At 70.7% G+C, this 26,429-nt stretch carries 28 protein-coding genes and 1 pseudogene; 20 read left to right on the forward strand and 9 right to left on the reverse strand.

Annotation, left to right across the window (positions count from 1 at the left end; genetic code table 11):
* The first annotated feature begins 18 nt into the window (after positions 1-18).
* The 7 genes from rhaS (at position 19) to sigJ (ending at position 7,149) form a co-directional block, all read left to right on the forward strand.
* The gene (rhaS, locus tag GAS53_RS02300; RefSeq protein WP_151475682.1) at positions 19-1,104 is read left to right on the forward strand and encodes a rhamnose ABC transporter substrate-binding protein; all 1,086 of its coding nucleotides are present in this window, start codon (positions 19-21) and stop codon (positions 1,102-1,104) included.
* Between the two features lie 17 nt (positions 1,105-1,121).
* Positions 1,122-1,442, forward strand: coding sequence for an L-rhamnose mutarotase (locus GAS53_RS02305; RefSeq protein WP_151475683.1), 321 nt, complete (start codon positions 1,122-1,124; stop codon positions 1,440-1,442).
* A gap of 47 nt (positions 1,443-1,489) precedes the next feature.
* Positions 1,490-2,914, forward strand: coding sequence for a BNR repeat-containing protein (locus GAS53_RS02310; RefSeq protein WP_151475684.1), 1,425 nt, complete (start codon positions 1,490-1,492; stop codon positions 2,912-2,914).
* Positions 2,915-2,993: 79 nt separating this feature from the next.
* A complete protein-coding gene (locus GAS53_RS02315) occupies positions 2,994-4,019 on the forward strand; it encodes a LacI family DNA-binding transcriptional regulator (protein ID WP_151475812.1) in 1,026 nt (341 codons plus the stop codon).
* 136 nt (positions 4,020-4,155) lie between these two features.
* Complete coding sequence (locus tag GAS53_RS02320; RefSeq protein ID WP_151475685.1) at positions 4,156-5,457, forward strand: alpha/beta fold hydrolase; 1,302 nt, start codon at positions 4,156-4,158, stop codon at positions 5,455-5,457.
* Positions 5,458-5,505: 48 nt separating this feature from the next.
* Positions 5,506-6,240, forward strand: coding sequence for a PIG-L deacetylase family protein (locus GAS53_RS02325; RefSeq protein WP_151475686.1), 735 nt, complete (start codon positions 5,506-5,508; stop codon positions 6,238-6,240).
* Between the two features lie 6 nt (positions 6,241-6,246).
* Positions 6,247-7,149: an RNA polymerase sigma factor SigJ gene (gene sigJ, locus GAS53_RS02330; RefSeq protein ID WP_151475687.1), complete on the forward strand. Its 903-nt coding sequence runs from the start codon at positions 6,247-6,249 to the stop codon at positions 7,147-7,149.
* Positions 7,150-7,197: 48 nt separating this feature from the next.
* Here sigJ and GAS53_RS02335 read toward each other — a convergent pair whose 3' ends face one another.
* Positions 7,198-7,407 (reverse strand): DUF5999 family protein, encoded by a 210-nt coding sequence (locus tag GAS53_RS02335; RefSeq protein WP_151475688.1) that lies wholly within the window; start codon positions 7,405-7,407, stop codon positions 7,198-7,200.
* A 207-nt stretch (positions 7,408-7,614) separates the two neighbouring features.
* Here GAS53_RS02335 and GAS53_RS02340 point away from each other — a divergent pair, with 207 nt between their 5' ends.
* Positions 7,615-8,454 (forward strand): pentapeptide repeat-containing protein, encoded by an 840-nt coding sequence (locus tag GAS53_RS02340; RefSeq protein ID WP_151475689.1) that lies wholly within the window; start codon positions 7,615-7,617, stop codon positions 8,452-8,454.
* 122 nt (positions 8,455-8,576) lie between these two features.
* The gene (locus tag GAS53_RS02345; RefSeq protein WP_151475690.1) at positions 8,577-9,302 is read left to right on the forward strand and encodes a DUF2470 domain-containing protein; all 726 of its coding nucleotides are present in this window, start codon (positions 8,577-8,579) and stop codon (positions 9,300-9,302) included.
* 62 nt (positions 9,303-9,364) lie between these two features.
* On the opposite strand, the gene GAS53_RS02350 is transcribed toward GAS53_RS02345, so the two are convergent.
* Complete coding sequence (locus GAS53_RS02350) at positions 9,365-10,438, reverse strand: hypothetical protein (RefSeq protein ID WP_151475691.1); 1,074 nt, start codon at positions 10,436-10,438, stop codon at positions 9,365-9,367.
* 84 nt (positions 10,439-10,522) lie between these two features.
* Complete coding sequence (locus tag GAS53_RS02355) at positions 10,523-11,770, reverse strand: FUSC family protein (RefSeq protein WP_151475692.1); 1,248 nt, start codon at positions 11,768-11,770, stop codon at positions 10,523-10,525.
* 272 nt (positions 11,771-12,042) lie between these two features.
* On the opposite strand from GAS53_RS02355, the gene GAS53_RS02360 reads away from it, so the two are divergent.
* The gene (locus GAS53_RS02360; RefSeq protein ID WP_151475693.1) at positions 12,043-13,365 is read left to right on the forward strand and encodes an erythromycin esterase family protein; all 1,323 of its coding nucleotides are present in this window, start codon (positions 12,043-12,045) and stop codon (positions 13,363-13,365) included.
* Between the two features lie 29 nt (positions 13,366-13,394).
* Here GAS53_RS02360 and GAS53_RS02365 read toward each other — a convergent pair whose 3' ends face one another.
* Positions 13,395-13,889, reverse strand: coding sequence for an FBP domain-containing protein (locus tag GAS53_RS02365; RefSeq protein ID WP_151475694.1), 495 nt, complete (start codon positions 13,887-13,889; stop codon positions 13,395-13,397).
* A gap of 92 nt (positions 13,890-13,981) precedes the next feature.
* Here GAS53_RS02365 and GAS53_RS02370 point away from each other — a divergent pair, with 92 nt between their 5' ends.
* The gene (locus GAS53_RS02370; protein WP_151475695.1) at positions 13,982-14,860 is read left to right on the forward strand and encodes a DUF3626 domain-containing protein; all 879 of its coding nucleotides are present in this window, start codon (positions 13,982-13,984) and stop codon (positions 14,858-14,860) included.
* Positions 14,861-14,874: 14 nt separating this feature from the next.
* Here GAS53_RS02370 and GAS53_RS02375 read toward each other — a convergent pair whose 3' ends face one another.
* Positions 14,875-15,267, reverse strand: coding sequence for a hypothetical protein (locus tag GAS53_RS02375; RefSeq protein ID WP_151475696.1), 393 nt, complete (start codon positions 15,265-15,267; stop codon positions 14,875-14,877).
* Positions 15,268-15,547: 280 nt separating this feature from the next.
* On the opposite strand from GAS53_RS02375, the gene GAS53_RS02380 reads away from it, so the two are divergent.
* From GAS53_RS02380 to GAS53_RS02390, 3 genes are all read left to right on the forward strand, one after another.
* The gene (locus tag GAS53_RS02380) at positions 15,548-16,513 is read left to right on the forward strand and encodes a phosphotransferase family protein (protein WP_151475697.1); all 966 of its coding nucleotides are present in this window, start codon (positions 15,548-15,550) and stop codon (positions 16,511-16,513) included.
* 55 nt (positions 16,514-16,568) lie between these two features.
* On the forward strand, positions 16,569-17,861 hold the full coding sequence (locus tag GAS53_RS02385; protein ID WP_151475698.1) for an ROK family transcriptional regulator: 1,293 nt from the start codon (positions 16,569-16,571) through the stop codon (positions 17,859-17,861).
* Positions 17,862-17,950: 89 nt separating this feature from the next.
* On the forward strand, positions 17,951-18,214 hold the full coding sequence (locus GAS53_RS02390) for a hypothetical protein (protein ID WP_151475699.1): 264 nt from the start codon (positions 17,951-17,953) through the stop codon (positions 18,212-18,214).
* 93 nt (positions 18,215-18,307) lie between these two features.
* Here GAS53_RS02390 and GAS53_RS02395 read toward each other — a convergent pair whose 3' ends face one another.
* Both GAS53_RS02395 and GAS53_RS02400 read right to left on the reverse strand, forming a co-directional pair.
* Positions 18,308-19,267 (reverse strand): SDR family NAD(P)-dependent oxidoreductase, encoded by a 960-nt coding sequence (locus GAS53_RS02395; protein ID WP_151475700.1) that lies wholly within the window; start codon positions 19,265-19,267, stop codon positions 18,308-18,310.
* A 357-nt stretch (positions 19,268-19,624) separates the two neighbouring features.
* Complete coding sequence (locus GAS53_RS02400) at positions 19,625-20,662, reverse strand: PHP domain-containing protein (protein WP_151475701.1); 1,038 nt, start codon at positions 20,660-20,662, stop codon at positions 19,625-19,627.
* Positions 20,663-20,844: 182 nt separating this feature from the next.
* Here GAS53_RS02400 and GAS53_RS02405 point away from each other — a divergent pair, with 182 nt between their 5' ends.
* Both GAS53_RS02405 and GAS53_RS02410 read left to right on the forward strand, forming a co-directional pair.
* Complete coding sequence (locus GAS53_RS02405; protein ID WP_151475702.1) at positions 20,845-21,081, forward strand: hypothetical protein; 237 nt, start codon at positions 20,845-20,847, stop codon at positions 21,079-21,081.
* 406 nt (positions 21,082-21,487) lie between these two features.
* Positions 21,488-21,976 carry a hypothetical protein gene (locus tag GAS53_RS02410; protein ID WP_151475703.1) on the forward strand — a complete coding sequence of 163 codons (489 nt, stop codon included), beginning with the start codon at positions 21,488-21,490 and terminating at the stop codon, positions 21,974-21,976.
* Between the two features lie 266 nt (positions 21,977-22,242).
* Here GAS53_RS02410 and GAS53_RS02420 read toward each other — a convergent pair whose 3' ends face one another.
* Positions 22,243-23,502 carry a ricin-type beta-trefoil lectin domain protein gene (locus GAS53_RS02420; protein WP_151475705.1) on the reverse strand — a complete coding sequence of 420 codons (1,260 nt, stop codon included), beginning with the start codon at positions 23,500-23,502 and terminating at the stop codon, positions 22,243-22,245.
* Positions 23,503-23,664: 162 nt separating this feature from the next.
* A complete protein-coding gene (locus GAS53_RS02425) occupies positions 23,665-24,276 on the reverse strand; it encodes a VanZ family protein (protein WP_151475706.1) in 612 nt (203 codons plus the stop codon).
* Positions 24,277-24,454: 178 nt separating this feature from the next.
* Between GAS53_RS02425 and GAS53_RS02430 the strand changes: the two are divergent.
* The 4 genes and pseudogenes from GAS53_RS02430 to GAS53_RS02445 form a co-directional block, all read left to right on the forward strand.
* Positions 24,455-24,571 (forward strand): annotated as a pseudogene (locus GAS53_RS02430) (GlxA family transcriptional regulator); the annotation flags it as partial.
* A gap of 442 nt (positions 24,572-25,013) precedes the next feature.
* Positions 25,014-25,415: an MrpF/PhaF family protein gene (locus GAS53_RS02435; RefSeq protein ID WP_225858669.1), complete on the forward strand. Its 402-nt coding sequence runs from the start codon at positions 25,014-25,016 to the stop codon at positions 25,413-25,415.
* On the forward strand, positions 25,408-25,668 hold the full coding sequence (locus GAS53_RS02440) for a Na(+)/H(+) antiporter subunit B (RefSeq protein ID WP_151475707.1): 261 nt from the start codon (positions 25,408-25,410) through the stop codon (positions 25,666-25,668). Before GAS53_RS02435 ends, GAS53_RS02440 begins: the two co-directional genes overlap by 8 nt.
* Positions 25,665-26,429 carry an MnhB domain-containing protein gene (locus GAS53_RS02445; protein ID WP_151475708.1) on the forward strand — a complete coding sequence of 255 codons (765 nt, stop codon included), beginning with the start codon at positions 25,665-25,667 and terminating at the stop codon, positions 26,427-26,429. The genes GAS53_RS02440 and GAS53_RS02445 overlap by 4 nt, the downstream gene beginning before the upstream one ends.

Raw genomic sequence — 26,429 nt, forward strand, 5'->3', positions numbered from 1 at the left:
CCGAAAGGCACCACCACCATGTCCTCCATCAAGCTCCGCCGGGCCTGTGCGGCCCTGGCCGCTGTCACCTCCCTCGCGCTCGCCGGGACCGCCTGCGGCGGCGGCACCTCCAAGGACGACGTCAAGGAAGAGGGCGGCTCGAACGCCTCGGCCGGCAAGGCCGACCCGAACGCGGCCACCAAGAAGGGCCTGACCGTCGGCTTCCTGCCCAAGCAGGTAAACAACCCGTACTTCACCACCGCCGACAAGGGCGGCGAAGCGGCGCTGAAGGAGCTGGGCTCCAGCTACAAGGAGGTCGGCCCCAGCAGTGCCACGGACACCTCGGGCCAGGTGAGCTACGTCAACACGCTCACCCAGCAGCAGGTCGACGCGATGGCCGTCTCCGCGCAGGACCCCGGCGCCCTGTGCACCGCGCTCAAGCAGGCCATGAAGAACGACATCAAGGTCGTCACGTACGACTCCGACACCAAGCCCGACTGCCGCAACGCCTTCGTCTCGCAGGCCAGCGCCGAGGCCCTCGGCCGCACCGAGGTCCAGCTCCTCGCCGAGCAGATCGGCTACAAGGGCGAGATCGCGATCCTTTCGGCCGCGCAGACCGCGACGAACCAGAACACCTGGATCGAGTTCATGAAGGACGAGCTCAAGGATCCCAAGTACAAGGACATGAAGCTGGTCAAGGTCGCGTTCGGCAACGACGACGCCCAGCAGTCCTTCCAGCAGACCCAGGGCCTGCTCCAGGAGCACCCGAAGCTGGCCGGCATCATCTCCCCGACCACCGTCGGCATCAAGGCGGCCGCCCAGTACCTGTCGGGCTCGAAGTACAAGGGCAAGGTCAAGCTGACCGGCCTCGGCACCCCGAACGACATGCGCAAGTACGTGAAGAACGGCACCGTCGACGCCTTCGAGCTGTGGGACCCGGCGAAGCTCGGCGAGCTGGCCGCGCGTACCGCCGTCGCGCTGTCGTCCGGTCAGATCACCGGCAAGGAGGGCGAGACCTTCAAGGCCGGCGACATGGGCACGTTCACCATCGGCAAGGACGGCGTGATCGACCTCGGCAAGCCGACCGTCTTCGACAAGAAGAACATCGACCAGTTCAACTTCTGATCCCCGGAGGGTTGTTGATGCAGCGCGTGTGCTTCCTGCTGAAGGTCAGGGCGGACCGCCTCGACGAGTACCGCGAGCGGCACGCCGCCGTGTGGCCCGAGATGCTCGACGCACTCTCGGCCACCGGCTGGCGCAACTACTCGCTCTTCCTGCGCGAGGACGGCCTGCTCGTCGGCTATCTCGAGACCGAGGACTTCGAGGCCGCCCTGGCCGGTATGGAGGCCACCGACGTCAACGCCCGTTGGCAGGCCGAGATGGCGCCGTTCTTCGAGTCGTTGGACGGCGCCCGGCCCGACGAGACCATGAAACCGCTCACCGAGGTGTTCCACCTCGCCTGACCCCCCGCCCCTCTCCCCGCACCTCGCCGACAATGGAGTCCCCCGAGATGAAGAGACGTACGTTGCTGGCCGCTGCCGCACTGGGCGCCATAGCCACCCCCGCCCTCGCCGCCGGCACGGCACGGGCCGCCGACCCCGGCCCCTCGGTCACCCAGACCGGCAACACCACGCTCGACAGCCAGGCCATCTTCTTCGTCTCCTACGACGGCCTGGTCAACAACAACTCGTTCCAGAAGAACGGGCTGCTGACCTACAAGGGCTACCAGTACGCCGTCTGGTACACCGCCGACCGCAACGCCGTCGTCGGCCGCCGTGTGCTCGGCGGCAGCACCTGGTCGACGGTCAAGGTCGGCCACACCCTCCGGTACAACGACTCCCACAACGTCATCTCCATGGGCGTCTCCAAGGTCGACGGCCGCCTCCACCTCAACATGGACTCCCACAGCGACGGCTTCACCTACGTGAAGTCGGTGGCCGGGCTCATGGACAACCCCGCCGGGCTGAGCTGGACCACGAGCCGCTTCGGAGCGCCGCAGTCCACGCTCGACGGGCTCGCGCTCACCTCGCAGTTCACGTACCCGCAGTTCATCTCCATGCCCGACGGAAAGCTCCAGCTCAGCTATCGCGTCGGGATCTCCGGCAACGGCCGCAACGCCCTCGCCGAGTACAACGGCACGTCCTGGACGAACCTCGGCGAGTGGACCAGCTCCACCGGCACGTACACCAGCGAGCACGGTTCCAGCTCCGTCCGCAACATGTACCTGCACGGCATCGACTACGACAAGAACGGCCGGCTGCACTCCTTCTTCACCTGGCGCGAGCAGAACGGCGCCGTGATGTGCAACGGCGGCGGCATCACCAACCACGACACGGGCTACGTCTACTCGGACGACCGCGGCCGCACCTGGCGCAACAACGCGGGCGCCGTGGTCGGCACCACCGGCGGCTCCGACAGGGTCGCCGTCACCGACAGCGGCCTGGTCGTCGACCCGCTGAACCCGGACCACTCCCTGATGAACCAGGAGAGCCAGGCCACCGACTCCGCGGGCCGTCCGCACGCGATCATCAGCTATGTGCCGGGCCGCTTCGGCCAGTGCACCACCAACTACGTCACCAACCGGACGGCCAACGGACGCGCCTTCCACGTCCGCAAGACCGCCACGGGGACCTGGCGCAAGACCGAGATCCCGGTCGCCCTGAACTCCAGCCAGCGCACCAGGCTGATCCTCGACAAGTACGACAACGCCTACGCGATCCTGCCGTTCGGACGGATCGTCGCGGCGTCGGCCGCCTCCGGCCACACGGACTGGACGACCCTGTTCGACGGCAGCGGCCTCAACGCCTTCGGCGAGGTCGTCGTCGACGAGACCCGGATAGCCCAGGACGGCGTGCTGTCGATCCTCTACCAGGTGAAGTCCAGCGGTACGACGCCCTCGGCGCTCCGAGTCGTCGACTTCAGGCTGCCTGCATGACGGAGTCCGTTTCGGCTGGGCACGCGGGTAATCTGACTGCGTGCCCACCACTCCCCGTTCCCCCGGAGGTAACCGCCTGATGGCCCAGTCGGTGGGTATCAAGGACGTCGCACGAGTCGCCGGAGTCTCCGTCGGCACGGTCTCGAACGTCATCAACCGCCCGGACACGGTCGCCTCCGAGACCCGCGCCCGGGTGCTCTCCGCCATCGACCGGCTCGGCTACGTCCGCAGTGAGTCGGCGCGGCAGCTGCGCGCCGGCCGCAGCCGGATCATGGGCCTGCTCGTCCTCGACATGGGCAACCCCTTCTTCGTGGACGTCGCGCGCGGCGCCGAGCGGGCCGCCCGCGAGGCCGGACTCGGCGTGATGGTCTGCAACAGCGCGCAGAGCCCGGGCGAGGAGGCCGACTACCTGTCGCTCTTCGCCGAGCAGCGGGTACGCGGCGTCCTGCTGACCCCCGCCGACGCGACCGGCCGCAACATAGACACGTTCCGCCGCCACGGCATCCCCTTCGTCCTCGTCGACCGGGTCGCCGAGGGCACCACCGAGTGCTCGGTGTCCGTCGACGACGTCGCGGGCGGCGCGCTCGCCGTGCGGCATCTCATCGACGCCGGTCACCGCTCCATCGCGTACGTGAGCGGGCCGCCCGGACTGAACCAGGTCAGGGACCGCCGCACGGGCGCCCTGAACGCGCTGGCCGAGGCGGGACTCGGCCCGGAGTGCCTGCGCGAACTGCCCACCGAGCGGCTCGACGTGGCCGCGGGCCGCGACGCCGGAGCCCGCCTCCTCGGCCTCGGCGACCGCCCGACCGCCGTCTTCTGCGCCAACGACCTGCTCGCCCTCGGCGTCCTGCAGGCCATGTTCGCGGCCGGCGTGAGCGTCCCGGACGACCTCGCGATCGTCGGCTACGACGACATCGAGTTCGCGGCCGCCGCGGCCGTCCCGCTGACCTCCGTGCGGCAGCCCGCCGTGACCATGGGCGCACTCGCCGCCGAGCTCCTCCTGGAGGAGACCGAGGCCGAGACGGCACCCATTCCGCACGAGCACCGGCGCGTGGTGCTCCAGCCGGAGCTGGTGGTGCGCCGCTCCAGCCTTCCACCGCGCTGAGCGGTTGTTCAGTACGCGCGCGGCGGTCGCCTGAGCGGCCGGTCGATACGGATTTCTTGATCCCCGGGGTCGGCTCACCGGAGAACTTGTGCTGAACTGGGTCGCAGCCAGGAATCCATCCGTCTCGGGAGCCCCCTTGAGCGCCAGCTACCGTCAGCCCGGTGTCGTCCTCAGCGACCGCCACTTCACCGTGCCCCTCGACCACGACGATCCCTCCGGGGAGACGATCGAGCTGTACGCCCGTGAAGTGGTCGCGAGCGACAAGACGGACCAGGACCTGCCCTGGCTGGTGTACCTCCAGGGCGGCCCGGGCTTCGGCGCCAACCGCTTCGTCGGCAAGCAGGCCTGGCTCGGCCGCGCCCTGAAGGACTACCGCGTCCTGCTCCTCGACCAGCGCGGCACCGGGAGCTCCTCGCCCGTCAACCGGCAGACCCTCCCGCTGCGCGGCGGCCCTCACGAACAGGCCGACTACCTCGCGCTGTTCCGCGCCGACTCCATCGTCCGCGACTGCGAGGCGATCCGCCCGGCCGTCACCGGCGGCGCCCCCTGGACCGCCCTCGGCCAGAGCTTCGGCGGCTTCTGCGCGACCCACTACCTGTCCACCGCTCCCGAGGGACTGAGCGCCGCCCTGATCACCGGCGGCCTGCCCTCCCTCGACGGGCACGCCGACGACATCTACCGGGCCGCGTACCCGCGCATCGAGCGCAAGGTCGCCGCCCACTACGCGCGTTATCCCCAGGACGTCGAGCGGGCCCGGCGGATCGCCGAGTACCTGCTGCGCCACGAGCCCGTCCTGAACGGAGGCTACCGGCTCACCGTCGAAGCCTTCCAGTCCCTCGGCATCCTCCTCGGCGGCAGCGAGGGCAGCCACCGCCTGCACTACCTCCTGGAAAACGCCTTCGTCCGCACGGCCCAGGGCCCGGCGCTCTCCGACGCCTTCCAGGAGGACGTCCAGTCCGTGCTGTCGTTCGCCGGCCACCCGCTGTACGCGCTGGTCCACGAGGCCTGCTACGCCCAGGGCGGCAGCCCCACCGCCTGGTCCGCCGAGCGGGTCCGCGCCGACTTCCCGCAGTTCGACGCGGGCAAGACCCTCGCGGGCGACGGTCCGGTGCTCTTCACGGGCGAGTCCGTGCACCCGTGGACCTTCGACTGCGACCCGGCCCTGCGCCCGCTGCGTGAGACGGCGGACCTCCTCGCCGAACGCACCGACTGGGCCCCGCTGTACGACCCCGACCGCCTCGCCGGCAACGAGGTCCCCGTCGCCGCGGCCGTCTACCACGACGACATGTACGTCGACACGGAGCACTCCCTGCGCACGGCCCGGGCGATCCGCGGCCTGCGGACGTACGTCACGGACGAGTTCGAGCACGACGGAGTGCGGGCGGGCGGGCCGCGGGTACTGGACCGTCTGATCGCGCTGTCGCGGGACGAGGTCTGAACCTTCAATTCTCTGCGTGAGCGGCTGGGCCCGATTAATGTGCCGAGCATGACCGAGCCGACGAACGACCAGCTCAAGCCCATGCCCGACGACTGGAAGCGGGCCCTCGCCGTGGTGGCCCACCCGGACGACCTGGAGTACGGCTGCTCGGCCGCGATCGCCGCATGGACCGACGGCGGCCGAGAGGTCGCGTACGTCCTGGCGACCCGCGGCGAGGCCGGCATCGACACCCTGGAACCGGACAAGTGCGGACCGCTGCGCGAACGCGAGCAACGGGCCAGCGCGGCGGTCGTAGGGGTCACCGAGGTGGAGTTCCTCGACCACAGGGACGGTGTCGTCGAGTACGGCACCGCCCTGCGGCGGGACATCGCGGCGGCGATCCGCAGGCACCGCCCCGAACTGGTGATCACCCTCAACCACCGGGACACCTGGGGCGGAGTCGCCTGGAACACGCCCGACCACGTCGCCGTGGGCAGGGCCACGCTCGACGCCGCCGCGGACGCCGGCAACCGCTGGATCTTCCCCGAGCTGGGCCTCGAGCCCTGGAACGGCGTGCGCTGGGTCGCCGTCGCGGGCTCCAACACCCCTACGCACGCGGTGGACGCGACGCCCGGCCTGGAGCGCGCGGTGCTTTCCCTGCTCGAACACCGCACCTACATCGAGGTGTTGACGGACGAGGACCCCGAGACGTACGTACGGTCCTTTCTGACCGGTCACGCGCAGACCACGGGCGAGCGCTTCGGCGGGAAGCCCGCGGTCGCCTTCGAACTCTTCGGCAGGTAGCCGGTGATGTCGGGAGCCGGTGACGCCGGGCCGACGAGCGAAGATCTCGCGCGGAGCTTCGAGTCCCACCGCGGTCGGCTCCGGGCCGTGGCCTACCGGATGCTCGGTTCGCTCAGCGAGGCCGACGACGCGGTCCAGGAGACCTGGCTCAGGCTCAGCCGCTCCGACACCTCCGAGGTGAACAATCCGGGCGCCTGGCTGACCACCGTGGTGGGCCGGATCTGCCTGGACATGCTGCGCTCGCGCACCTCGCGGCGCGAGGAGCCCCTCGACACCCATGTGCCGGATCCGGTGATCGGCCGGATCGACCCCGAGGAAGAGGTGGTGCGGGCGGACTCGGTCGGGCTCGCCCTGCTCATCGTCCTGGACACCCTCGACCCTGCCGAGCGGCTGGCGTTCGTCCTGCACGACATGTTCGCGGTCCCGTTCGACGACATCGCGCCCGTCGTGGGGCGCAGTCCGGCCGCCACGCGTCAGCTCGCCAGCCGCGCCCGGCGGCGGGTGCGGGACGCGGCACCGGCGGCCGACCCGGATCTGTCGAGACAGCGGAGGGTGGTCGACGCGTTTCTCGCCGCCTCGCGCGGCGGTGACTTCGAAGCGCTGGTCTCGCTGCTCCACCCGGATGTCGTGCTGCGCGCCGACTCCGGCGCCCTCGTCGACGGTGGGGCCGTGTCCAAGCTGGTCCGTGGTGCGCAGGACGTCGCTCAACAGGCGCTGCTGTTCCGGCAGTTCGCCGGGGTCGCCCGGCCGGCTCTCGTCAACGGCGCGGTGGGGGTCGTCACCGCGCCCGACGGGCAGCCGATGGCGGTCATGGCGCTCACGATCGTGGACGGGAGGATCGTCGCCATGGACATCCTGTCCGACCCGGAACGCCTCGCGCGGCTGGACTACGGAGGGCTCCTGGACTGAGGAGCGGATCGTGGTGTCTCGGGCTGTGGTGCCCGGGCGTCCGGCGCTTCAGGCGGCCACCGGCTCCGGGCGGCCCACGAGCGTCGCGCGTACGGGGCTCACGATCCGCCCGTCCGGCAGGAGTTCGCCGGTGTCGTCGAAGACGATCGTGCCGTTGCACAGCAGGTTCCAGCCCTGTTCCGGGTGGGCGGACACGATCACGGCGGCTTGGTGATCGGGGCTGTCAGCTGTGGGGCAGGTGGGCCAGTGGGTGCACATGACGTCTCTCCGGTGTCTGTGAAGGAGGCTCTTCCTCCGTGGTAGCGGAGTTTGTTTTCGGCTGTATTAGAGACCTCTCCGGCGCCGGAAACTCATCGGTGAGTTCGTTGCCCGTAAGGGAGTTGGATGTCTCGCACGCCGGACGGCTCCGGAGGGCTCCGGACGCTCGGTGATCAGCACAAGAGCGCGCTGCGTAGGGTGGGGGACATGCAAGACGAACCCGGCACCGCAGCCCCCGCCCGCGCCGAACTCCAGGCGGACTGCGCCCAGTGCTTCGGGCTGTGCTGTGTCGCGCTGCCCTTCGCCGCCTCGGCGGACTTCGCGATCGACAAGGCCGCCGGGAGCCCGTGCAGGAATCTCAGGACGGACTTCCGCTGCGGCATCCACACGGACCTGCGGCAGCGCGGCTTCAACGGCTGCACGGTCTACGACTGTTTTGGCGCGGGCCAGAAAGTCTCGCAGCTCACCTTCGGCGGCGAGGACTGGCGCTCGGGTTCACGGGCACACGCCCGGCTGATGTTCGACGTGTTCCCGGTCGTACGACAGCTCCAAGAACTGCTCTGGTACCTCACCGAGGCCCTGGACCTCCCCGCGGCCCGCCCGATCCACCCCGAACTGCGTCGCGCACTCGGAAGGACAGAGGCGCTCACCCGCCAAACCCCGGAAGAACTGGCGGAGTTGGACGTGCCGGCGGTGCGCCGGGACGTCAACGTCCTGCTGCTGCGCACCAGCGAGCTGGCCCGCGCCGGACTCGGCCGGGGCAAGAAGAAGGAGCGCCGGGGCGCCGACCTCATGGGCGCCCGGCTCAAGGGCGCCGACCTGAGGGGCGCCAACCTCCGCGGCGCCTACCTGATCGCCGCGGACCTGACGGGCGCGGACCTGAGGGACGCGGACCTGATCGGCGCCGACCTGCGCGACACCGATCTCACGGACGCCGACCTCACCGGCGCCCTCTTCCTCACCCAGCCGCAGCTCAACGCCGCCAAGGGCAGCCCCGGCACCAGGCTTCCGGCGTCGCTCAACCGCCCCGGTCACTGGACAGGATGACGCCGTCGCGACCTGAGTTCGCCGTCACGGTCGTCACAAAGATGGTGTGGTCGGCGTCGCATGGTTGGCGTACACCCCGATCTTCGGTAGGTTAGGCAAGGCTTACCTAAGGGAGGTTTGGGATGGGTGACCGTCACAGCTGGACGGCCGCGCCGGCCACGGCACAGCGTGCCCGATCCGTGCTCGCCGCGGCGTGGTCCTGCGCGGTGACCGCGGAAGGCGGTCGTGAGGAGTTCATCGGCGTACACACGGTCGCCGAGGACGGCCGGGTGCTGCTGCACCTGCCGGACGACAGCACGCTCGCCGCGGCCGCGATCTGCGCGCCGCGCGGAGAGCCGTCGGCAGTCCTCGAGTTCGCCGATGTCGCGCCCGTCCCCGTACGCAGCCGGATCCGCGCCCGGCTCTGGATGGCCGGCCGGTTCACGCCCGAGGACGGACACCTGGCGTTCCACACGACGCGCGCCGTGCTGCGCCAGCCCGGCGGTGCGGTCGTGGTCGACCTCGACGAGTTCGCCGCCGCCGAACCCGATCCGCTCGCCCTGGCGGAGGCGCAGCTGCTGACCCACCTCGCCGACGCCCACCCGGACGCGGTCGAACGGCTCACCCGCCTCGTCGAACCGGACAGCCTGCATGGCGCCGTCCGGATCCAGCCGCTCGCCGTCGACCGGCACGGACTGACGCTGCGCATCGAGCGGACACGCGGCCACGGCGACGTACGGCTGCCCTTCCACCGGCCCGCCGACGACATGGGCCAGCTCACCGAGCGTATGCACGTCCTGCTCACGCAGGCGAGCACCGCCGGCTGCCCGCGTGCGCTGCAGCGGCAGCGCACGGAGGGCGACGGGTGACACGAACGGCCCGGCCACGGGCCGGAATCGGTCTCACCAGGTGCCGCGGGCCGGAGCCGACGTCACCAGTTCCCGTCCTCGACCGGCTTGCCCGGCGCGTCGCCCAGCGGCTTGACCTGCCCGGGTGACGGCGGCTGCCACGGCGTGTGGTCGTCGCCGAGCCAGTCGCCGACCGGCTTGACCGCGCCGAGGGTGTCCGTGGGATCGAGGTCCGCGGCGTCCTGGTCGTAGTAGTCGAACCAGGGCAGCCCGGCCCGGGTGTAGGCCGCGCGGTCGACGGGTGACGGCGGGGGCGCCTCGCCCGTGATGCGACGCCACTCGGGCGGTGTCACGAGGTGGACGAAGACGCGGCCGGCCGCCGCGGTCGACCAGTCCGTGAGCGGGCGGTCGTCCTTGTAGACCTCCTGCCGCATCGAACCGCCGACGCCGAGGCCCATCGCGGCCTGAGCCCGCGGCGGACCGCCCGCCGCAGCCGGCATCGGACCGCCGCCCGGCGCGGGCGGGGAGCCGGGCGCGGCCATGGGGAACGCGGCTCCGTACCCGCCCGTCGCCGTCATGCTCCGCTGACGCTCCGCCGCCGCCTCCGCGAGCCTGCGCTGCTCCTCACGCCACGCGCCCAGCGCGGCGTCGTCGAGCGGGAACGACTGCAGCTGTACGCCGCCCCACACCTCCTCGCCGGTGACCTGGCCCTCGACCGTGGCGCCGAGACCGAGCGGCACCGCCACGAACTGACGGACCGTGCCCTTCCCGGAGTTGATGCCGTCGAGCCACGGCTGCCGGGGCAGCACCACATAGTTCTGCGGATCACGCTTCAGCCGGGGGCTCCACGGTTTGCCGGAGATCGCGCACACCTTGCCGACGCCGACCTGGAGAGCGGCCGGTTCCGTCGTGCCGCCGAAGCTCAGCCACATCGCCTCACGCAGATACACCGGCAGCATCACTCCGCCGCGCGCCAGCCACTCGGCGGGCACCGTGTCCGGGTAGTCCTCCACACGCCGCAGCGGGAACTCGCCGAGCCCCGGAGGCAGCGGATGCGTGCCCGTCTCGGGCAGGCGCAGGGTGCGGATGAACCGGACGCGCACACCGCCCGGCAGTCGCAGTGAGTTCCCGTCGATCCGCACGGTGCCGTCGGCCATCCGCTCTCCTCATGTCGTCAAATGGTCATGTCGCCTTGCCGCCCTGTCGCCGCGGTGCCAGTGCGTCACCCGGCGCCCGGTACGTCACGTAGCACGACCCGAGGGGGCGGGCCGGTTCCGTCGTGAACGGCGCAATCGCTGGCGGAACCGGTTCAGACGGGGCATGCGGTCGCGCTCCTCGCGCGTGTAGCGGTCCAGTTCCTCCAGGAGCCGGCGCGAGCGGTGCTCCATGTCGAGTTCGTCGAGTATCCGGGTGACCTCGGTCAGTACGGCGCCGTGCAACTGCCAACGGCTGGCGTCCCGCTGGACCCCCTCCAGGAGGAGCTGGGCCAGCTTGTCGCGGGTGGCGGTCGCGGCGGTGAGTTCGGAGGCGAGCCGGGACTCCGCCGACTCGGCGCTGTCACTGACGTCGGTGGTGACCAGGACGGCGAAGCTGACCACGGCGTCCCCTACCTCGGCCAGCAGCTGTTCCAGGGTCGACCCGGTCTCCGCTTCGAACAGCGGCTCGGGCGCGCGCTCCTTGGCGAGATCGGTGAGGCTGCGGGCGAGGACCCGCAGCACCACCGTGCAGATCTCCAGCGTGTCGAGGCCCGTGCGCAGGACGACCCGGTGCAGCAGCCCTTCTCGTACGCGCGGATTGAGCCGCAGGCTGTCCTCGGCCTGTTTGAGTGCCGCGTCCACGTCGATGATGTCGTGGTCGAGTTCCCGTGCCTCGTGGAGGCGCGCGGTCGCGACGGCCACGGGGGTGCGGCCGGCCGCCTCCTCGCCGATGCGCAGCATCAACTGCCGCATCCGGCGCGCCAGATCCTCGATGGACTCGCCGGCCGCGCCCACCCACACCGGGGGAGCGAACAGCAGATTGCAGCCGAACCCGACGACGGCACCGATCACCGTCTCCAGGATCCGCGCCCATGCCGTGTCGCCGACCCGGGTGACGCCGAGGACCAGCATGGCGCTGATCGCCACCTCGGGCACGAACTCGCTGACCCGCACGAGATGCCCGACGGCCAGCGAGGCGAGGATGAGCAGCGCCAGGCTCCACCAGGTCAGCCCCACAAGGGCGCTGAAGCCGATGGCGATGAGGACGCCGGCCACCACGGAGTTCACCCGGCGTATGCCGGTGGTGAGGGTGGAGTAGAGCGTGACCTGGACGACGAGGAGCGCGGTCAGGGGAGCGGTGAGCGGGGCGGCCTCGGGGCTGAACCGCAGCGCGACCACGTATGCGATCGTCGCGGCCGCCGTCGAGCGGACCATCTGGACCACCACGGGGTCCTGATGCCACTTCGCCACCTGCGCGGTACCGGCGGCCCACGCCTCACGTACATCTCGCATCCTTGGGCACTTCCCGTTCCACAGCCGCACCGAACTCGTCCAGACGGCGCAGCTCACCCGAGACGAGGCAAGGAGGCACAGGCCGAGCAGCCAGTCTGACACGGCCGAGAACTGGTCGACCACGGAGGTGAAGCCCTGCCCGAGCGACAGATCGACACGATGCAGGCCGCTGTCCCTGAGGAATACCTCAGTTGCGCGTACGTGGTTGTCCTCAGCAAGAAACGGGGGTGTGCCGGATGGTCCGTGCCGCTCCCGCACGCAAGCATTGGATCATGAAACGGCATCGGTCAGGATTCGTCTTAGCCCTGCTCATCTGCCTCGGCACGGTGGTGTCCGGCATGGCACCCGCGTCAGCCACGGACACGGAGGTCGTCGAGGCCATCGAGCGTCACGCGCATCCCCTGCGGACCGTCGAACCGCGGGGTGACACCGGCGATCTCCGCCCCTTCGACCGCATGATCGGCGACGCACGAGTCGTGGGTCTGGGCGAGGCCACGCACAGCTCGCACGACTTCTTCGCCATGAAGCACCGCGTCTTCCGCCACCTCGTCGAGGAGAAGGGCTTCCGCACCTTCGCCCTGGAGGCCAGCTGGAGCACCGGTCTGCGCCTGAACGACTACGTGCTGTACGGCACGGGCGACCCCCGCCGCATCATGCGGGACGAGTTCCAGCGCGACTACCGGCTGTGGAACAACTCCGAGTACCTGGAGCTCGTCGAGTGGATGCGCGCGTACAACCGCCGACACCCGCAGGATCCCGTGCAGTTCATGGGCGACGACTTTGCCTACAACGGCCCCGAGCTGTACGACAGGGTCACCGGCTACGTGGCCCGCAACCACCCCGGGCTGCTGGAGAGGTTCAACGGGCTCTACCGCGGGCTGCGACCGACCGTCCCGGCGGGTGAGTACATCGAGCGGTACCTGAACCGGCCGCTCGCCGAGAGGAAGGAGATGGCGGTCAGGACCGGCAGGGCACTTGAGCTTCTCAAGGGTGCCGGCGGGGAGGGCAAGGCGTACGACTGGGCGGTCCAGCACGCGACGGCCGTCGACCAGACGGCCCGCGGGTACGCCTTCGACGCCGAGGATCCCGCGCAGCTGGCGGCCGCCATGCTGTACCGCGACGGGATCATGGCGGACAACGTGGCCTGGTGGCAGCGGCACACCGGTACCAAGGTCCTGCTGTCGGCGCACAACGGTCACATCGCCTACGTACCGGACGACCCGCAGCACTACCCGAAGGTGCAGGGGGCGTTCCTGCGCGAGCAACTGGGCCGGGCGTACGTGAGCGTCGGATTCACCTTCGACCGGGGCTCGTTCAACGCGACCGGCCCGGACGGCAGGCTCCAGCGCTTCACGGTGGGGCCGGCGGCCTCGGGGAGCAATGAAGCCACCCTGGACCGTGTGCGCCATCGCGACTACATACTCGACCTGCGCACCGCCCCGGCCGTGGCCCGTACGTGGCTGTCGACGTCGAGGCCGACGCGCAGCATAGGGACGGACTACCCGGAGGCGGCTCTCGACATTGCGCTCGCCGCGTCCTACGACATCCTCATCCACCTTCATCGGGTGGAGGCGTCCCGGCTGCGGGACGGATAGAACGGGTAGGGCCGCGGCCGGCGTCGGGCTCAGGCGTACAGCCGGTCCAGGAAGGCCGACAGATGGCCGGTCGCGCGGGCGATCTGCTCCTCCAAGGTGAGGCTCTCCTCGATGCGGGACCCGGAATCGGGCAGCTTCTTGCCGCGTACATAGAGGGAACAGGCGAGGTCGGCGCACATGTAGACGCCGACCGAGTTGCCCTCGCGGCCGGCCGCGCCCGCCTTGCGGGCCGTCATCAGGGAGACGCCGTTGCCCGGGTGGGTGGTCAGGCACACCGAGCACATGCTGCGGTGCAGGAAGCCCCGCTGCTGGGAGGGGAAGCGCAGGGTCACGCCGACGAGCCGGCCGGCCCGTTCGGCCACCAGATAGCTGCGGTCGGGTGCTCCGGGATCACGCCAGCCCAGGAAGTCCAGGTCGTCCCACGGTCGTTCCGCCAGGTCACGCGGTATGGCCAGCCGTTTGGCCTCGCCCTTGGAGCAGTTGATGAACGAGTTGCGGATGTCCTGCTCGGTGAGTGGTCTCATCGTGAGGGTTCTCCTGGCGAGTCGTGAGTGATGCTCGTACCTAGGGGGACTAGGTTCTGGCCTAGACTACGTAGCCGTATCGAGGGGATCCAATGAATTTAAAGGAGGCCCACTCACCGCAGGCGCGTGCCCTGCACCATGTCGCGGCGCTGTCGTCCGGGCCCGCAGTCGATCCGGCGCTTCGTGTGACCCTCAACCTGCACCCCGACCGCCTGGTGCGAGGGCGGCCGATTCTGGACGCGCTGGCCGAGGACCGCACGTACCACTCGCAGTTCGTCACAGGCACCAGCAACGGTGGTCTGACCGCGCACCCGGGCGGCGACCGCTGGCGCTGGGAGAGCCGGATGTTCGGCGGGGCGTACGACACGGCGGCCGCGCACGAGCGGCCCGTGTACGGGGCGCTGAACTTCCGGCACCAGGTGGTCGGCGCCGCGCCGAGGTTCGGGTCCGCGCACTTCCGGTTGACCTCGGACGCGCTGCGGCGCGCCACGTTCTGCTATCCCGACAGCTCCGTCGACCCCACGGCGTTCGGGGTCGCCGACGGGATGTCCCTCATCGGCCTGGCCGAGGCGGACGACCGGGACGCCCTCGACGACTACATCGAGGCGCAGGTGCATGGACAGGTCGTCCTGGAGCGGGACATGGAGGCGCTGGTCCTGGATCCCTGCTACCGCGGCACCTTCGTGGAGTCCGCGGCACGGCGGCTGCCCTGCCCGGTCGAGTGGCACCCCGGATACCGGCTCTCCGTCGAGGAGTTGCGACGCCACCCCGACTTCCGCGGTCCGCGGTACGTCGAGTTGGGCGCGCGGATCGCCGAGGACGGGCACCTCGACCCGCGGCTCATCGGCGACGCCGCCCGCACGGGCCGCCACGACCCGCAGGACCTCAAGAAGGTGTGGCACTGCCTTGCCAGGTTCGGGGCGCCCGCTCATCGTCCTGCCGGCCGAGGGGCATCGGGCGTGCCTTGCTAGTCGGGCGTGCCTTGCTACTCGTCCTGATCCTCGCCGTCGTCCAGGTTCGTGTCTGTGTTTGTGTCCGTGTCCGACAGGCGGAGTGCCAGGGTGCGGAGGAGTTCGGTGCTCTTGATGTCGGAGCGGCCAGTGTCGTGGACCTCGGCGAGTTCCGAGAAGAGAAAGGCGAAGGCGCCCACCAGGGAGATCGCCGCGGGCATCAGAGCGTCGATGACGGCTTGGCCCGCCTCGGCGGGAGTGGCGTCGCCGGGGACCTCGACCGACGGGAACACCTCGGTCACCAGCCTGCCGAGCTGGGCCTCTCCGGCGTCTATGTCGACCTCGACGTCCTCGTTGAGCCTGCGCACCATCTCCTGGGTCTCGGTCAGGACACCGATTGCTCGCAGGATGATCTCGCTCTGTTCCATGCGCGCGAGCCTAAGCGCTCCGCTCGGTTGGTGGGGAAAAGGTGCGGGGCGTTGTGTTTCGGGTGTGGGTTGTTTTGGGCTGGGCGCGCAGTTCCCCGCGCCCCTGGCGGGGCGGGCGGTGTCGGGTGCGGTGGCTTCCGTACGCTGTGCGGGGGCCGTGTGCCGGACGCAGGCGACGTGGTCTGCCAGTGGTGGCTTGGCGAGCTGATCGTGGTGGGGCCTTGCGTGGAGGGTGTCTACGCGGGTGGGTGTGTGGCGTGAGGGAACGGGGTGGGGCGGGATGTCGGAGGAGCGGGCCAGGCGGATCCTGGAGGAGGCTGGGCTCGCGCCCGAGAGCCTCGCACACTGCCGTCCGCTGAGCGGTGGGACGTACAACACCGTCGAGGAAATCCTCCTCACCGACGGCAGCCGGTACGTACTGAAGATCCCGCCCCCGCCGACCGCCCCCGGCATGAGCCATGAGCGTGAACTTCTCTCCTCGGAGGTGGAGTTCTACCGGGCGGCCGCCACGGTCGATGTGCCCGCGCCGCGGGTCGTGACCGCCCGCCTGGACGCGGCCGAAGGCGGTCATCTCTTGATGACGGCCTGCCCGGGCGATCCATGGGACACCTTTCCGGACAGTGAACAGACCGCGCTCCGCCGGGAGTTGGGGCGCCAGACGGCACGCCTCCACCGGGTGACCGGCCCCGGCTTCGGCTACCCGTCCGGCGCCCTCGGCCCCCTGTCCGCCGACTGGCGCACGGCGTTCACCGGCATGTACGACGCCGTCCTGGACGACGCCCGCCGGTACGACGCCTGGCTGCCCCGCCTGGTGGACGAGGTGGCCCGTACGGCCAAGTCCGCGTATGACGCCCTGGATGAAGTCACGGTCCCGTGCCTGGTGCACTTCGACCTGTGGCAGGGGAACATCCTGGTCGAACGGCCGGAGGGCGGCGCGCCCAGGATCGGCGGGCTGATCGACGGCGAGCGCATGTTCTGGGGAGACCCGCTTGCCGACTTCGTGTCCCTGGCGCTGCTCGGTGACATCAAGAAGGACCACGACTTCCTGACGGGTTATCAAGAGGAGGGCGGGCGGGCCGAGTTCACTCACTCGGACCGACTGCGCCTCGCCCTCTACCGCAGCTACCTCTACCTGATCATGCTCATCGAGACGGTCCCGCGAGCAACGGAGGACGAGCACGTCGCCTGGGTCCGGGAGCGCGTCGCCCCTGAACTCACCGCGGCCCTGGACGAACTCGGCCAGTGATCCCCCAGTCTGCCCGGAGGTATCTTGCAGGCCGGGGCAGGCGGGAAGGAACCACATGGCGGGGCGGAACGGGCGCACAGTGCGTGACCTGCGACGGGGCAATCGCACGGCCGTCCTGCGACGGCTGTATTTCGACGGACCGATGAGCCGCTTCGAACTCGGCCCCGTCACCGGGCTGAGTTCCGGCTCCATCAGCAACGTCGTCGCCGAGCTCGTCGCCGACGGCCTGGTGGAGGAGGCGGGCAGCGTCGACTCCGACGGCGGCCGCCCGCGCACCCTGCTGCGCGTCGCACCCGCCAGCGGCCACATGATCGGCGTGGACGTCGGCGAGACCCGCGTACGCGTCGAGCTCTTCGACCTCACCCTCACCGAACTCGCCCGCACGGAACGGCCCTTGGAGCACCAGGGATACGACGTCGACGTCATCGTCGGACACATCCGCGACGGCATCGCGGAGGTCCTCGGCGCCGCCGAGGTCGTCCCCGACCGGTTGCTCGGAGTCGGCATCGGCGTACCGGGCATCGTGGAGCACACTCCGGCCGAGGGCGCCGTGGTGCACGGCCAGACCATCGGCTGGCAGGCCGTCCCGCTGGAATCCCGGCTCCGCGCCACCTGCCAACTCCCGGACCACGTCCCCTACTTCACCGATAATGGCGCCAAGACCCTCGGCCAGGCCGAGATGTGGTTCGGCGCCGGACGCGGCGCGCACAACGCGGTCGTGGTCCTCTTCGGCTCGGGTGTCGGCGCCTGCCTGGTCTCGGACGACGTGGAGCACGGCAGGGCCGTGGAATGGGGACACCTGACCGTACGGGTCAGGGGGCGCCGCTGCCGGTGCGGTGCGCTCGGCTGCCTGGAGGCCTACGCGGGAGCCGAGGCCCTGCTGGAGCGCTGGGAGGAGGAGGGCGGACGGCCGCCGAAGGGCGTCGACGAGGAGACCGCGCTCACCGCGATGCTCGCCGCGGCCTATCCGGCCGACGGTGCGGCGGCCGACCCGGCGGCGCTCGCCGTGCTGGCGGAGACGGCCGAATACCTGGGCGCGGGCCTGTCCGACCTGATCAACCTCTTCCAGCCGGAACGCATCCTCATCGGCGGCTGGGCCGGACTCCAGCTGGGCCCCCGCCTCCTGCCCGCCGTCCGCGCACACGCGCTCTCGTACGCCCTGCGTCACCCGGCCGAGCGGGTCACCATCGCCCTCGGCGCCCTCGGCCCCGACGCGGTCACGGTGGGTGCGGCGATCCTTCCACTGGCCGACTTCTTCGCACGCGGCGGGCACCGCGCCGGCCCCGAACCGGGCGGGACCCAGCTCCCGGCGTGGCGCACGGCCCTGGAAGAGCGCGCACCGCACTGAGGCCGCCTCCCGTGTTTCGCCGGTCGTGCGGTCAGGTACTCGCACCAGGGCCGACAAGGAGTTTCGCCCGACGAGGAGGGGAGCGCGCCGTGACCGACAACCGGACGAAGACGCCGGGGGAGGACGGTGGCCCCGTACCGCGGGACATGCAGGACCAGCAGACCCAGGAAGGCAAGGACCACTGGGACGTCACGCCCGCCGACCCCGCGCGGCGCGAGGGCTCCGACGAGGACGTGCCCGAGCCGGACACCGACATCCCCGACACCGACGAGGCGGGCACGGGCCGACGGGGCGACGAGCACTCCGGCACCGTCCACCCCGAACACCCCGGACCGGAGGAGTCTCCGGCCTGACCGGAGGCCCGCGTAGGCCCCGGTTGGGAGGCCGCCCCGGAGAAGATCGCCGCGTACTGGACGGTCCGCCGCCAGAACGTCCGCCGCCTGATGTCAGGCGAAAGCGTTCACGCCGGTGAGCTCTGCGGAGAGGGTCCACAGGCGTGCCGCGGATGCCGGGTCGATCGCGTAGTCGCGTACGCCGGTCCGCTCGTCGTCGCCCCGGGCGGGCTCGGCGATGTCGCAGTCCTCGCAGTACACACCGCCCACGCCGGACAGCTGCGGGGAGGTCGCCGCCCACACCTGGGTGGCCGCGCCCTGCTCCGGGGTCTTGAAAGCCTCCGGGTTCAGCGGAGTGCCGTTCTCGTCGATCCAGCCGCGCTCGACCATCTCCTCCTTGGGGAGGTGGCGCTGGAGCGGGGTCAGGATGCCGCCGGGGTGCAGCGAGAACGCCCGTACGCCGGAGCCCTTGCCGAGGGCGTCCAGCTGCACGGCGAACAGCACGTTGGCCGTCTTCGCCTGCCCGTACGCCTCCCACTTGTCGTAGCCGCGTCGCCAGTGCGGGTCGTCCCAGCGGATGTCCGAGTTGTGGTGGCCGGCCGAGGAGACGGAGACGACGCGGGCACCGCCCGGGGCGATCGCCGGCCAGAGCCGGTTGACGAGCGCGAAGTGGCCCAGGTGGTTGGTCGCGAACTGGGCCTCCCAGCCGGGGCCGACGCGGGTCTCCGGGCAGGCCATGATCCCGGCGTTGTTGATGACGATGTCGATGGTGCGGTCCGAGGCGAGGAACCGCTCGGCGAACGCGCGGACGCTGTCAAGGTCGCCGAGGTCCAGCTCGTCCACCTCGACGCCGTCGATACCGGCGAGCGCCTCCTGGGCGACCGCTCGGCGCCGGGCGGGGACGACGACCCGGGCACCGGCTTTGGTGAGGGCGCGCGTCGTTTCCAGGCCGAGCCCCGAGTAGCCGCCGGTGACGAGGGCCAGCTTCCCCGTGAGGTCGATGCCGGCGAGCACGTCGTCCGCGGTGCTCCGGAAGCCGAATCCCGAACCGATCTTGTGCTGTGCAGTGGTCATACGGCTGACGCTACGAATTGGAGCGCGCTCGAAGTCAAGCGGAGCCGGGCGCGCCACATGGAAACATCGGGAACATGGAAAGACGCCGGGAACATGGAAAGACGCCGGAAACGGGGAAAGGCCCCGACCGGACGGGGGAATCACGGTCGGGGCCGTCTGTGGGTGGCCACGGATGGCGGTCGCCTCTCGGCGAAATGCTCCACAGGGCTTCAGCCGAACGATCGTCCCTGCGGGCGGAAGGTGAGGCCCGGGGACACTGTCCCATCCGCACCCACGACTGATTTAACGGGAAACTACTGGCGAGTGTTCCTAGGTCCGCGCAGGTTTCCCGTGATGTGTGTCACGACCGAAGAGCCGTCATGGGCCACGCACGCCGGACGGTGTCCCGCGGTGCCACGCCCAGGCCAGCAGCTCGTCCGCGGACCACGTGGTGACCACACGCTCCGGGGGCACCCCGCACTCCTCGGCCCGCGCGCATCCGTACACCTGCCAGTCGAGCTGGCCGGGCGCGTGCGCGTCGGTGTCCACGGAGAACAGCACGCCCGCCTCGAGCGCCTTGCGCAGCAGCCGGCGCGGGGGATCGAGCCGCTCGGGCCTGCTGTTGATCTCGACCGCCGTGCCCGTTTCGGCGCAGGCGGCGAAGACCTCGTCCGCGTCGAACTCCGACTCGGGCCGCCCGCGCCCGGTGACCAGCCGTCCCGTGCAGTGCCCCAGCACGTCGGACAGCGGATTGCGTACGGCGGCGACCATCCGGCGGGTCATCGCGGCCGCGCTCATCCGCAGCTTGGAGTGCACGGACACGACCACGACATCGAGCCCGTCCAGCAGCTCCGGCTCCTGGTCCAGCGACCCGTCGTCGAGAATGTCGCACTCGATGCCGGTGAGCAGCCGAAAGGGAGCCCAGCGTGTGTTGAGTTCCGCCACGACGGCGAGCTGCTCCCGCAGCCGCTCGGCGGACAGCCCGCGAGCCACCGTGAGGCGCGGCGAGTGGTCGGTGAGGACCGCCCACTCGTGCCCGAGCCGTGCCGCCGTGCGGCCCATCTCCTCGATGGGGCTGCCGCCGTCCGACCAGTCCGAGTGCAGATGGCAGTCGCCGCGCAGCAGCGCCCGCAGCTCCTCACCACCCTGGACGGGCGAGCCCGCGGTCTCCCGCTCCAGCTTCTCGAGATAGCCCGGCACCTGTCCGGCCAGCGCCTCGCGCACCACCTGCGCGGTCTTCGGCCCGATGCCCTTCAGCGACTCCAGCGACCCCTCGGCCGCCCTCCGGGACAGTTCGTCGGCGGGCAACGCCGCGGCCACGCCCGCCGCCGTGCGGAACGCCCGTACGCGATAAGTGGGGGCCAGGGACCGCTCCAGCAGGAAGGCGATCCGGTCCAGGGCCTCGGCCGGGTCCATGCCTCCAGCGTCGCGCAGCCCGCACCGGTCCGCACGGCAGCCGACGGGGCCTCCTTGTGCCACCATGTAGTGCGAACCTCGTTCGGACGTCGGCCACGTCGGCGCGCCGCTGGGTGCCACGACGACCGACAGCGCCGCCCCGGCAGGCTTATCGGCGGCACGCGTGTGGAACCGGTGGGATCATGACTGAAATCTCAAGCCCCCACATCTCGCACCCGCGGATCACGGTCCTGGGCGTTCAGCCCGGCGATCCGCCCTTCCGCATCGTGGAGATCGACGGTGCCGTCATCGGCGAGGCCAAGAGCTTCACGGACGTCCTGATCGCCGCGGCGGCGTACGGCATCCCGGTGCACGACGCCGACGACCCGGAAGTGGTCCGCTGGGTCGGCGGCGACAAGCTCACCTGGCACCCGCGCTAGGCGCTCCGCCGGGGCGCGGGCGCACTACGGGCCGGCGCCCGGCCAGTAGGTGATGGCGCGACCCCCGCCTGCGCTCGAGGTCGCCCAATTGCTCGGCGACCCGTGGGAAGAAGTCGTCCGCGACCACGAGGTCACTTTGATCTTGTCGGTCGCCGGTGATCAAGGCCAGCCCCGGTTCCCTGCGGCGTATCCCTGCCCTCGTACGACAGAAGTCGTCATGTCGCCTCGCCCTGCCCGCAGCCGTGCGGACGGGCCCTGTGACGGACGCGTCGCGTGACGAATGTGCGGCAATTGTCGCGGGACGGGAACAGCGCGGGCGGAAGGCACAACGCCTGGCAGAGGTGGCGGGTCTGCTCCTGTGACCAGCCCGACTCATGGGCACCGCACGGAAAACGGGGTACCTCACATGTTCCGCATCACCACGCGCCCACGCACGACCAAGCGCCTCGCCCTCGCCCTCGCCGTCGGCTGCGCGACCGTCCTCGGCCTCGGACTCACCGCCACCGCTCCGGCCTCCGCGGCTCCGGCGTCCGCCGCGTCGGCCGTCGACCCGAACGACCGTTACACCGCCGAGGAGATCCACACCTTCTTGGAGGACTTCTACGGCGAGCACGGCCCCGTCGACTTCGCGCGCAAGTACGGCATCTCCGAGCACCTGAAGGAGAAGGCCGCCGCGAGCGAGGGCTTCGACGTCCTGCTGTGCGCGCAGAACGAGCCGAGGTACATCGACATCGGCCCGGTCAGCACGGCCCAGTCGGCGGGCGTCGGCTACGCGACGGTGACCGCGCACTGGAGTGAGAACGGTGAGGTCACGACGACCTTCACGGCGTACGTCGGCCTGGACGCCACGCGGCCCATCCAGCTGCAGGACACGGACTGCGAGGCGGGCGGCTGATCCGAAGCCCGGAGTTCGACGCCCGGAGCCCGGAGCCCGGAGCCCGGAGCCCGGAGCCCGGAGTTCGAAGCCCGGCGCCCGGAATCCGGAGCCCAGACCTCGAAGTCCGAAGTCCGAAGTCCGAAGTCCGAAGCCGGACCGCGGAGTGCGGAACGCGCAATGACTGAGCCCGGCCGGGCGGCCCCCGGCCGGGCTCTTCGGGCTGACTCGTCCGGCCTCCCGCGTCAGGCAGCCGTACTCCTGTGTCGGTCAGCCGTTCCGGCTCGTCAGCCGACTGTCCACTTCTGGTTGGCGGCGCCCGTGCACGTCCAGATCTGGAGCCGTGTGCCGTTGGCGGAGCTGTTGCCCGTCGCGTCCAGGCACTTGTCGGCCTGCGGATTCACGATGTCGCGTGCGCCGGTGACCGTCCACCGCTGGTTGGCCGCGCCCGTGCAGTCCCACAGCTGGGCGGTCGAGCCGTCCGCCGTGCCGTTGCCGGTGACGTCCAGGCACTTGCCCAGCGTCCGGATCGAGCCGTCGGAGGCCACGGTCCACCGCTGAGCGGCGGTGCCGTTGCAGTCGTAGAGCTGAACGGGTGTGCCGTTGGCGGGAGTTGCCCCCGCCACGTCGACGCACTTGCCCGCGAGGCCCCTGATGGGCGCCCCGCCACCGGCCCCGTCGCTCGTCGTCACCTTCACCTCGTCGACGACCAGTTGTTGCGGGAACACGGTCGAACCGTCCGGATCGCCGGGCCAGTAGCCGCCCACCGCGAGGTTGAGGATCAGGAAGAACGGCTTGTTGAACACCCACTGCCTGCCGCCCAGATCGGCCGGTGTGCGCCGCTGGTAGACGTTGCCGTCCACGGACCAGGTGATCGCGTCGGGCGTCCAGTCGACGGCGAAGGTGTGGAAGGCGTCCGCGAAGGCCTGGCCGCCGGGCAGCGAGTAGGCGCCGCCGATGCCGCCCGAGCCGGAGTACCCGGGGCCGTGCAGGGTGCCGTGGACGGTCGAGGGCTCGAAGCCGACGTTCTCCATGACGTCGATCTCGCCCGAGTTCGGCCAGCCGACCTGCCCGATGTCGTTGCCGAGCATCCAGAAGGCGGGCCACATGCCCTGCCCGCGAGGCACCTTCAGCCGGGCCTCGACCCGTCCGTATGTCGTCGTGAACTTCCCCGCCGTGTTGAGGCGGGCCGAGGTGTACTCACAACGCCCGTACCAGCACTGGTAGTTGTTCGGGTTCTCGCGGCGGGCCGTGATCACCAGATGGCCCTGGCCGTCCAGGGCCGCGTTGTTGGTGCCGGACGTGTAGTACTGCCGCTCGTGGTTGTTGACGTTGTCGCCGGTCTCGATCTGCCATTTCGAGGAGTTGACGGCCGAGCCGGCGGGGCCGTCGAAGGTGTCGGAGAAGGTCACGGCCGCGGCCTCGGCCTTCGGCTCGGGGGCCGCCCGTGGGGGATCCGCCTGTGCGGGGACGATGGCGGCCGATGCGAGGAGCACGGCGGACAGGGCGGCGAAGAGGCATCTGCGGAGCAGGCGTGGGGAGTCCACGACTCTCCCTTCCGTACGGCGATCCCTGTGGGGGGACAGGCCGACTGAGGTGGGGGGTGCGCGCTTCGCCTCTTGATTTAAGGAGTGAGGTAAGGGGACGTCAAGACTTTGGTACGGACCATTCGTTCACACCTCGACGCCGGCCCTCACGTCTTCATGGCTTCACGCCTTCCGGCGGCGCTCCCGCGGATGCACCGCACGGCTCAGCCGGCGGCCGAGGAGCAGGTAACCGATCAGCGCCCCGGTGGTGTTGAGGATGACGTCGTCGATGTCGAAGGCGCGCCCGGTGATCAGCGCACCCTGCACCAGCTCGACCATCAGCATCACCGCCGCGGTCAGCAGGAGCACTCGCAGGATTCCGCGCGCCCCGGGGACCAGTACGGGCAGCAGTACGCCGAAGGGGATTCCGAGGAGGAGGTTCCCGCCGATCTGCCTGACGGCGTCGCGCAGTTCGGGCTGGTCCAGATAGGCGCGCAGGGAACGGCCGGGGCGCAGATTGCTGTGCGTCAGGGCCTCGGAGGCCGGTGACGGCTGCAGGGTGAGCCGGGCCAGCGCGGCGGCGAACGCCACCATGGCCGCGAAGGCGACGAGCATCACCAATAGCCGAACGACAAAGGGGAGTTTTCGCCGCTCACCTGGAGCCGTCGAGGAGCGGTCGGACTTCGGGCCGCGGGAGCGCGACTTCGTGGGGCGAGGACGTGACTTCTTGGTGCTGGAGTGCGACGTGGAGCGGAGGCGTAGTGCGGTACGGGGACGTAACACTGCGCGGGCCATTCAACCCTCCAGTTTTCAACTGTCGTCCGTTGAAAGGCGATTACCCCCGGAGAAGCCGAAGATGCGACCGACACCCGACCCGGGACTGTGATGTCCTCGGAGCATGAGCGCCCCGATGCCGCCGCGCCCCGTCCTTCTCGTGGGCTACGACAACGCCCAGATCCTGGATGTGGCTGTAGACGGCCATGTCTACACCTCGGCCGGTGTGACCAGCGCCCTCGATCTCACCTTCGCCCTCATCGAGGACGACCACGGGCCGACCCTCGCCCGCGCGGTGGCCCGCGGACTGCTCACGGACTCCCAGACCTGAGCTGGTTCCTTGACGTCCCGATGACCATCGGGACGTCAAGGAACCAGCTGAGCCGCCGGCGGCCCCGGTTTCCCTTCGCGCTGCCGGGGCACTCCGGGCAGAAACCCGTCGCGTGCCGCCCCCGACGGCCAGGAGCGATGGTGGATGATGGCCCGGACATATCGGTCAAAAGGGATCAGAGGTGGCGTATGGCCCGGCATACGACCCTCCTCCGCCCCGTGCTCGAAGTCCTGGGCTGGTGGGCCCTGTTGGCCGTCCTCTGGCTGATGCTCATCGGTACCGTCGACACCCTGGAACTGGTCGTCGGAGCGGGAGTCTCCCTGGTCGGGGCGGTCGCCGCCGGTGCCGCGCGGCGGGCGGTGAGCGCGCGACGAACGGCTGGACCGTCGCCGCGACGGCCGCGCTCGCCGGGGGAGGCGCGGCGGCGGTGTGGGGCGTGGCCACGGGCCCGCTGCGGCGCCGGGCCGTGGCACAGAACCTGTCCACCACGCTCGGCTGCCCCGTCCTGCTTCTGCTCGCCCAGGGCTACGACCGCCCGTCGTACGTGGACGTCGCGCTGGTCCTCGCCCTCCTGGGCCCCATCGGCACCCTCGTCTTCGCCCGGCTGCTCGCCGAGGACCTGGACGAGGACCCGCCGCGCGCCCAGGCACTCACCTGGGCGGCCGCGGGCTTCGCGGCCGCGGTCGTGCTGGCCGTGTGCGTGGCCACCGAACCCGGGCGGGCCATGGTGAAACTCCTCGTGACCGGGGCCCTCCTGATCGGCGGAAACCTCGTCGCGTCCCGGGCGCTGGCCCGCGGCATGCCGACGGCCGAGGAGCGCCATGGATGACGCGCTGATCGCCGTCGCCCTGCTGCTGGTCGCCGCCACCGCCACCGCGGCCGTGGCGACCCGCGATCCCGTGCACCAGGCCCTCGTCCTCTCCCTCCTCGGTGTCGCGCTGGCCCTGCTGTTCACCGTGCTCCAGGCCCCCGACGTGGCCCTGTCCCAGCTTGCCGTCGGCTCGGCCCTGACCCCGCTCCTGCTGCTGCTCTCCGTACGCAAGGTGTGGCGCCGCAGACAGCGGCAGGGACGTACGGAGTGAGCAGGCGCGTACGGCTGTGGATCCTCTCCGCGGGCGGCACCGGTCTCGCGGTGCTCCTCGTCGTCGCCTGCTTTCAGCTGCCCGGCTTCGGCGGCGACCAACACCCGTACGGGGACCGGGCGGTGCGCGAGTCGCTGGCCCGGCGCACCGCCAACACGGTGGCGTCCGTCAACTTCGACCAGCGGGCCTTCGACACGCTGGGCGAGATGACCATCCTCTTCTCGGCGGTCCTGGGCACGGTCGTGCTGCTCCGCCAGACCCGCGACGAACACCGCGCGAAACCTGCCCCCGCCCAGGTCGCCGTCCCGGTTCGCCGCTACGCGCTCGTCACCCTCCCCGTCGCCCTCCTCACCGGCCTGTACGTCATCGCCCACGGCCAGCTCAGTCCCGGCGGCGGCTTCCAGGGCGGCGTGGTCGCCGCGACCGCCCTGCACCTGCTGTACCTCGGCGCCGACTACCGCGCCCTGGAATGGATCCGGCCGGTCGGCCTGTACGAGGTCGGCGACGCGCTCTCCGCGTCCGCGTACCTCGTGCTGGGGCTGGCGGGAGTGCTCGCAGGGACGGCGTTCCTCGCGAACACCCTGCTTTCGTACGGCACGTTCAACACGCTGTCGTCCGGCGGCGCCGTCCCGCTGCTGAACGCAGCCATCGGCATGGAAGTCGCCTGCGCGGCGGTCGTGCTGCTCGCCCGTTTCCTGGACCAGGCCGTAGAGATCGAAGAGAGCGGAAAGACGGGAAAGACAGGGAAGAGCGGGGAGTGA

It is taken from the genome of Streptomyces albicerus (assembly GCF_008905045.1).
Classification (GTDB): domain Bacteria; phylum Actinomycetota; class Actinomycetes; order Streptomycetales; family Streptomycetaceae; genus Streptomyces; species Streptomyces albicerus.

Bases quoted from the DNA above. Each gene is read 5' to 3' on its own strand.
- GAS53_RS02335 (WP_151475688.1), bottom strand. From the start codon at position 7,407: ATGTGCACCCACTGGCCCACCTGCCCCACAGCTGACAGCCCCGATCAC.
- GAS53_RS02305 (WP_151475683.1), top strand. From the start codon at position 1,122: ATGCAGCGCGTGTGCTTCCTGCTGAAGGTCAGGGCGGACCGCCTCGAC.
- GAS53_RS02385 (WP_151475698.1), top strand. From the start codon at position 16,569: ATGGCGGGGCGGAACGGGCGCACAGTGCGTGACCTGCGACGGGGCAAT.
- GAS53_RS02365 (WP_151475694.1), bottom strand. From the start codon at position 13,889: ATGAGACCACTCACCGAGCAGGACATCCGCAACTCGTTCATCAACTGC.
- GAS53_RS02395 (WP_151475700.1), bottom strand. From the start codon at position 19,267: ATGACCACTGCACAGCACAAGATCGGTTCGGGATTCGGCTTCCGGAGC.
- GAS53_RS02425 (WP_151475706.1), bottom strand. From the start codon at position 24,276: ATGGCCCGCGCAGTGTTACGTCCCCGTACCGCACTACGCCTCCGCTCC.
- GAS53_RS02340 (WP_151475689.1), top strand. From the start codon at position 7,615: ATGCAAGACGAACCCGGCACCGCAGCCCCCGCCCGCGCCGAACTCCAG.
- sigJ (WP_151475687.1), top strand. From the start codon at position 6,247: ATGTCGGGAGCCGGTGACGCCGGGCCGACGAGCGAAGATCTCGCGCGG.
- GAS53_RS02410 (WP_151475703.1), top strand. From the start codon at position 21,488: ATGTTCCGCATCACCACGCGCCCACGCACGACCAAGCGCCTCGCCCTC.
- rhaS (WP_151475682.1), top strand. From the start codon at position 19: ATGTCCTCCATCAAGCTCCGCCGGGCCTGTGCGGCCCTGGCCGCTGTC.
- GAS53_RS02375 (WP_151475696.1), bottom strand. From the start codon at position 15,267: ATGGAACAGAGCGAGATCATCCTGCGAGCAATCGGTGTCCTGACCGAG.
- GAS53_RS02405 (WP_151475702.1), top strand. From the start codon at position 20,845: ATGACTGAAATCTCAAGCCCCCACATCTCGCACCCGCGGATCACGGTC.
- GAS53_RS02325 (WP_151475686.1), top strand. From the start codon at position 5,506: ATGACCGAGCCGACGAACGACCAGCTCAAGCCCATGCCCGACGACTGG.
- GAS53_RS02310 (WP_151475684.1), top strand. From the start codon at position 1,490: ATGAAGAGACGTACGTTGCTGGCCGCTGCCGCACTGGGCGCCATAGCC.
- GAS53_RS02350 (WP_151475691.1), bottom strand. From the start codon at position 10,438: ATGGCCGACGGCACCGTGCGGATCGACGGGAACTCACTGCGACTGCCG.
- GAS53_RS02400 (WP_151475701.1), bottom strand. From the start codon at position 20,662: ATGGACCCGGCCGAGGCCCTGGACCGGATCGCCTTCCTGCTGGAGCGG.
- GAS53_RS02370 (WP_151475695.1), top strand. From the start codon at position 13,982: ATGAATTTAAAGGAGGCCCACTCACCGCAGGCGCGTGCCCTGCACCAT.
- GAS53_RS02360 (WP_151475693.1), top strand. From the start codon at position 12,043: ATGAAACGGCATCGGTCAGGATTCGTCTTAGCCCTGCTCATCTGCCTC.
- GAS53_RS02315 (WP_151475812.1), top strand. From the start codon at position 2,994: ATGGCCCAGTCGGTGGGTATCAAGGACGTCGCACGAGTCGCCGGAGTC.
- GAS53_RS02380 (WP_151475697.1), top strand. From the start codon at position 15,548: ATGTCGGAGGAGCGGGCCAGGCGGATCCTGGAGGAGGCTGGGCTCGCG.
- GAS53_RS02345 (WP_151475690.1), top strand. From the start codon at position 8,577: ATGGGTGACCGTCACAGCTGGACGGCCGCGCCGGCCACGGCACAGCGT.
- GAS53_RS02355 (WP_151475692.1), bottom strand. From the start codon at position 11,770: ATGCGAGATGTACGTGAGGCGTGGGCCGCCGGTACCGCGCAGGTGGCG.
- GAS53_RS02440 (WP_151475707.1), top strand. From the start codon at position 25,408: ATGGATGACGCGCTGATCGCCGTCGCCCTGCTGCTGGTCGCCGCCACC.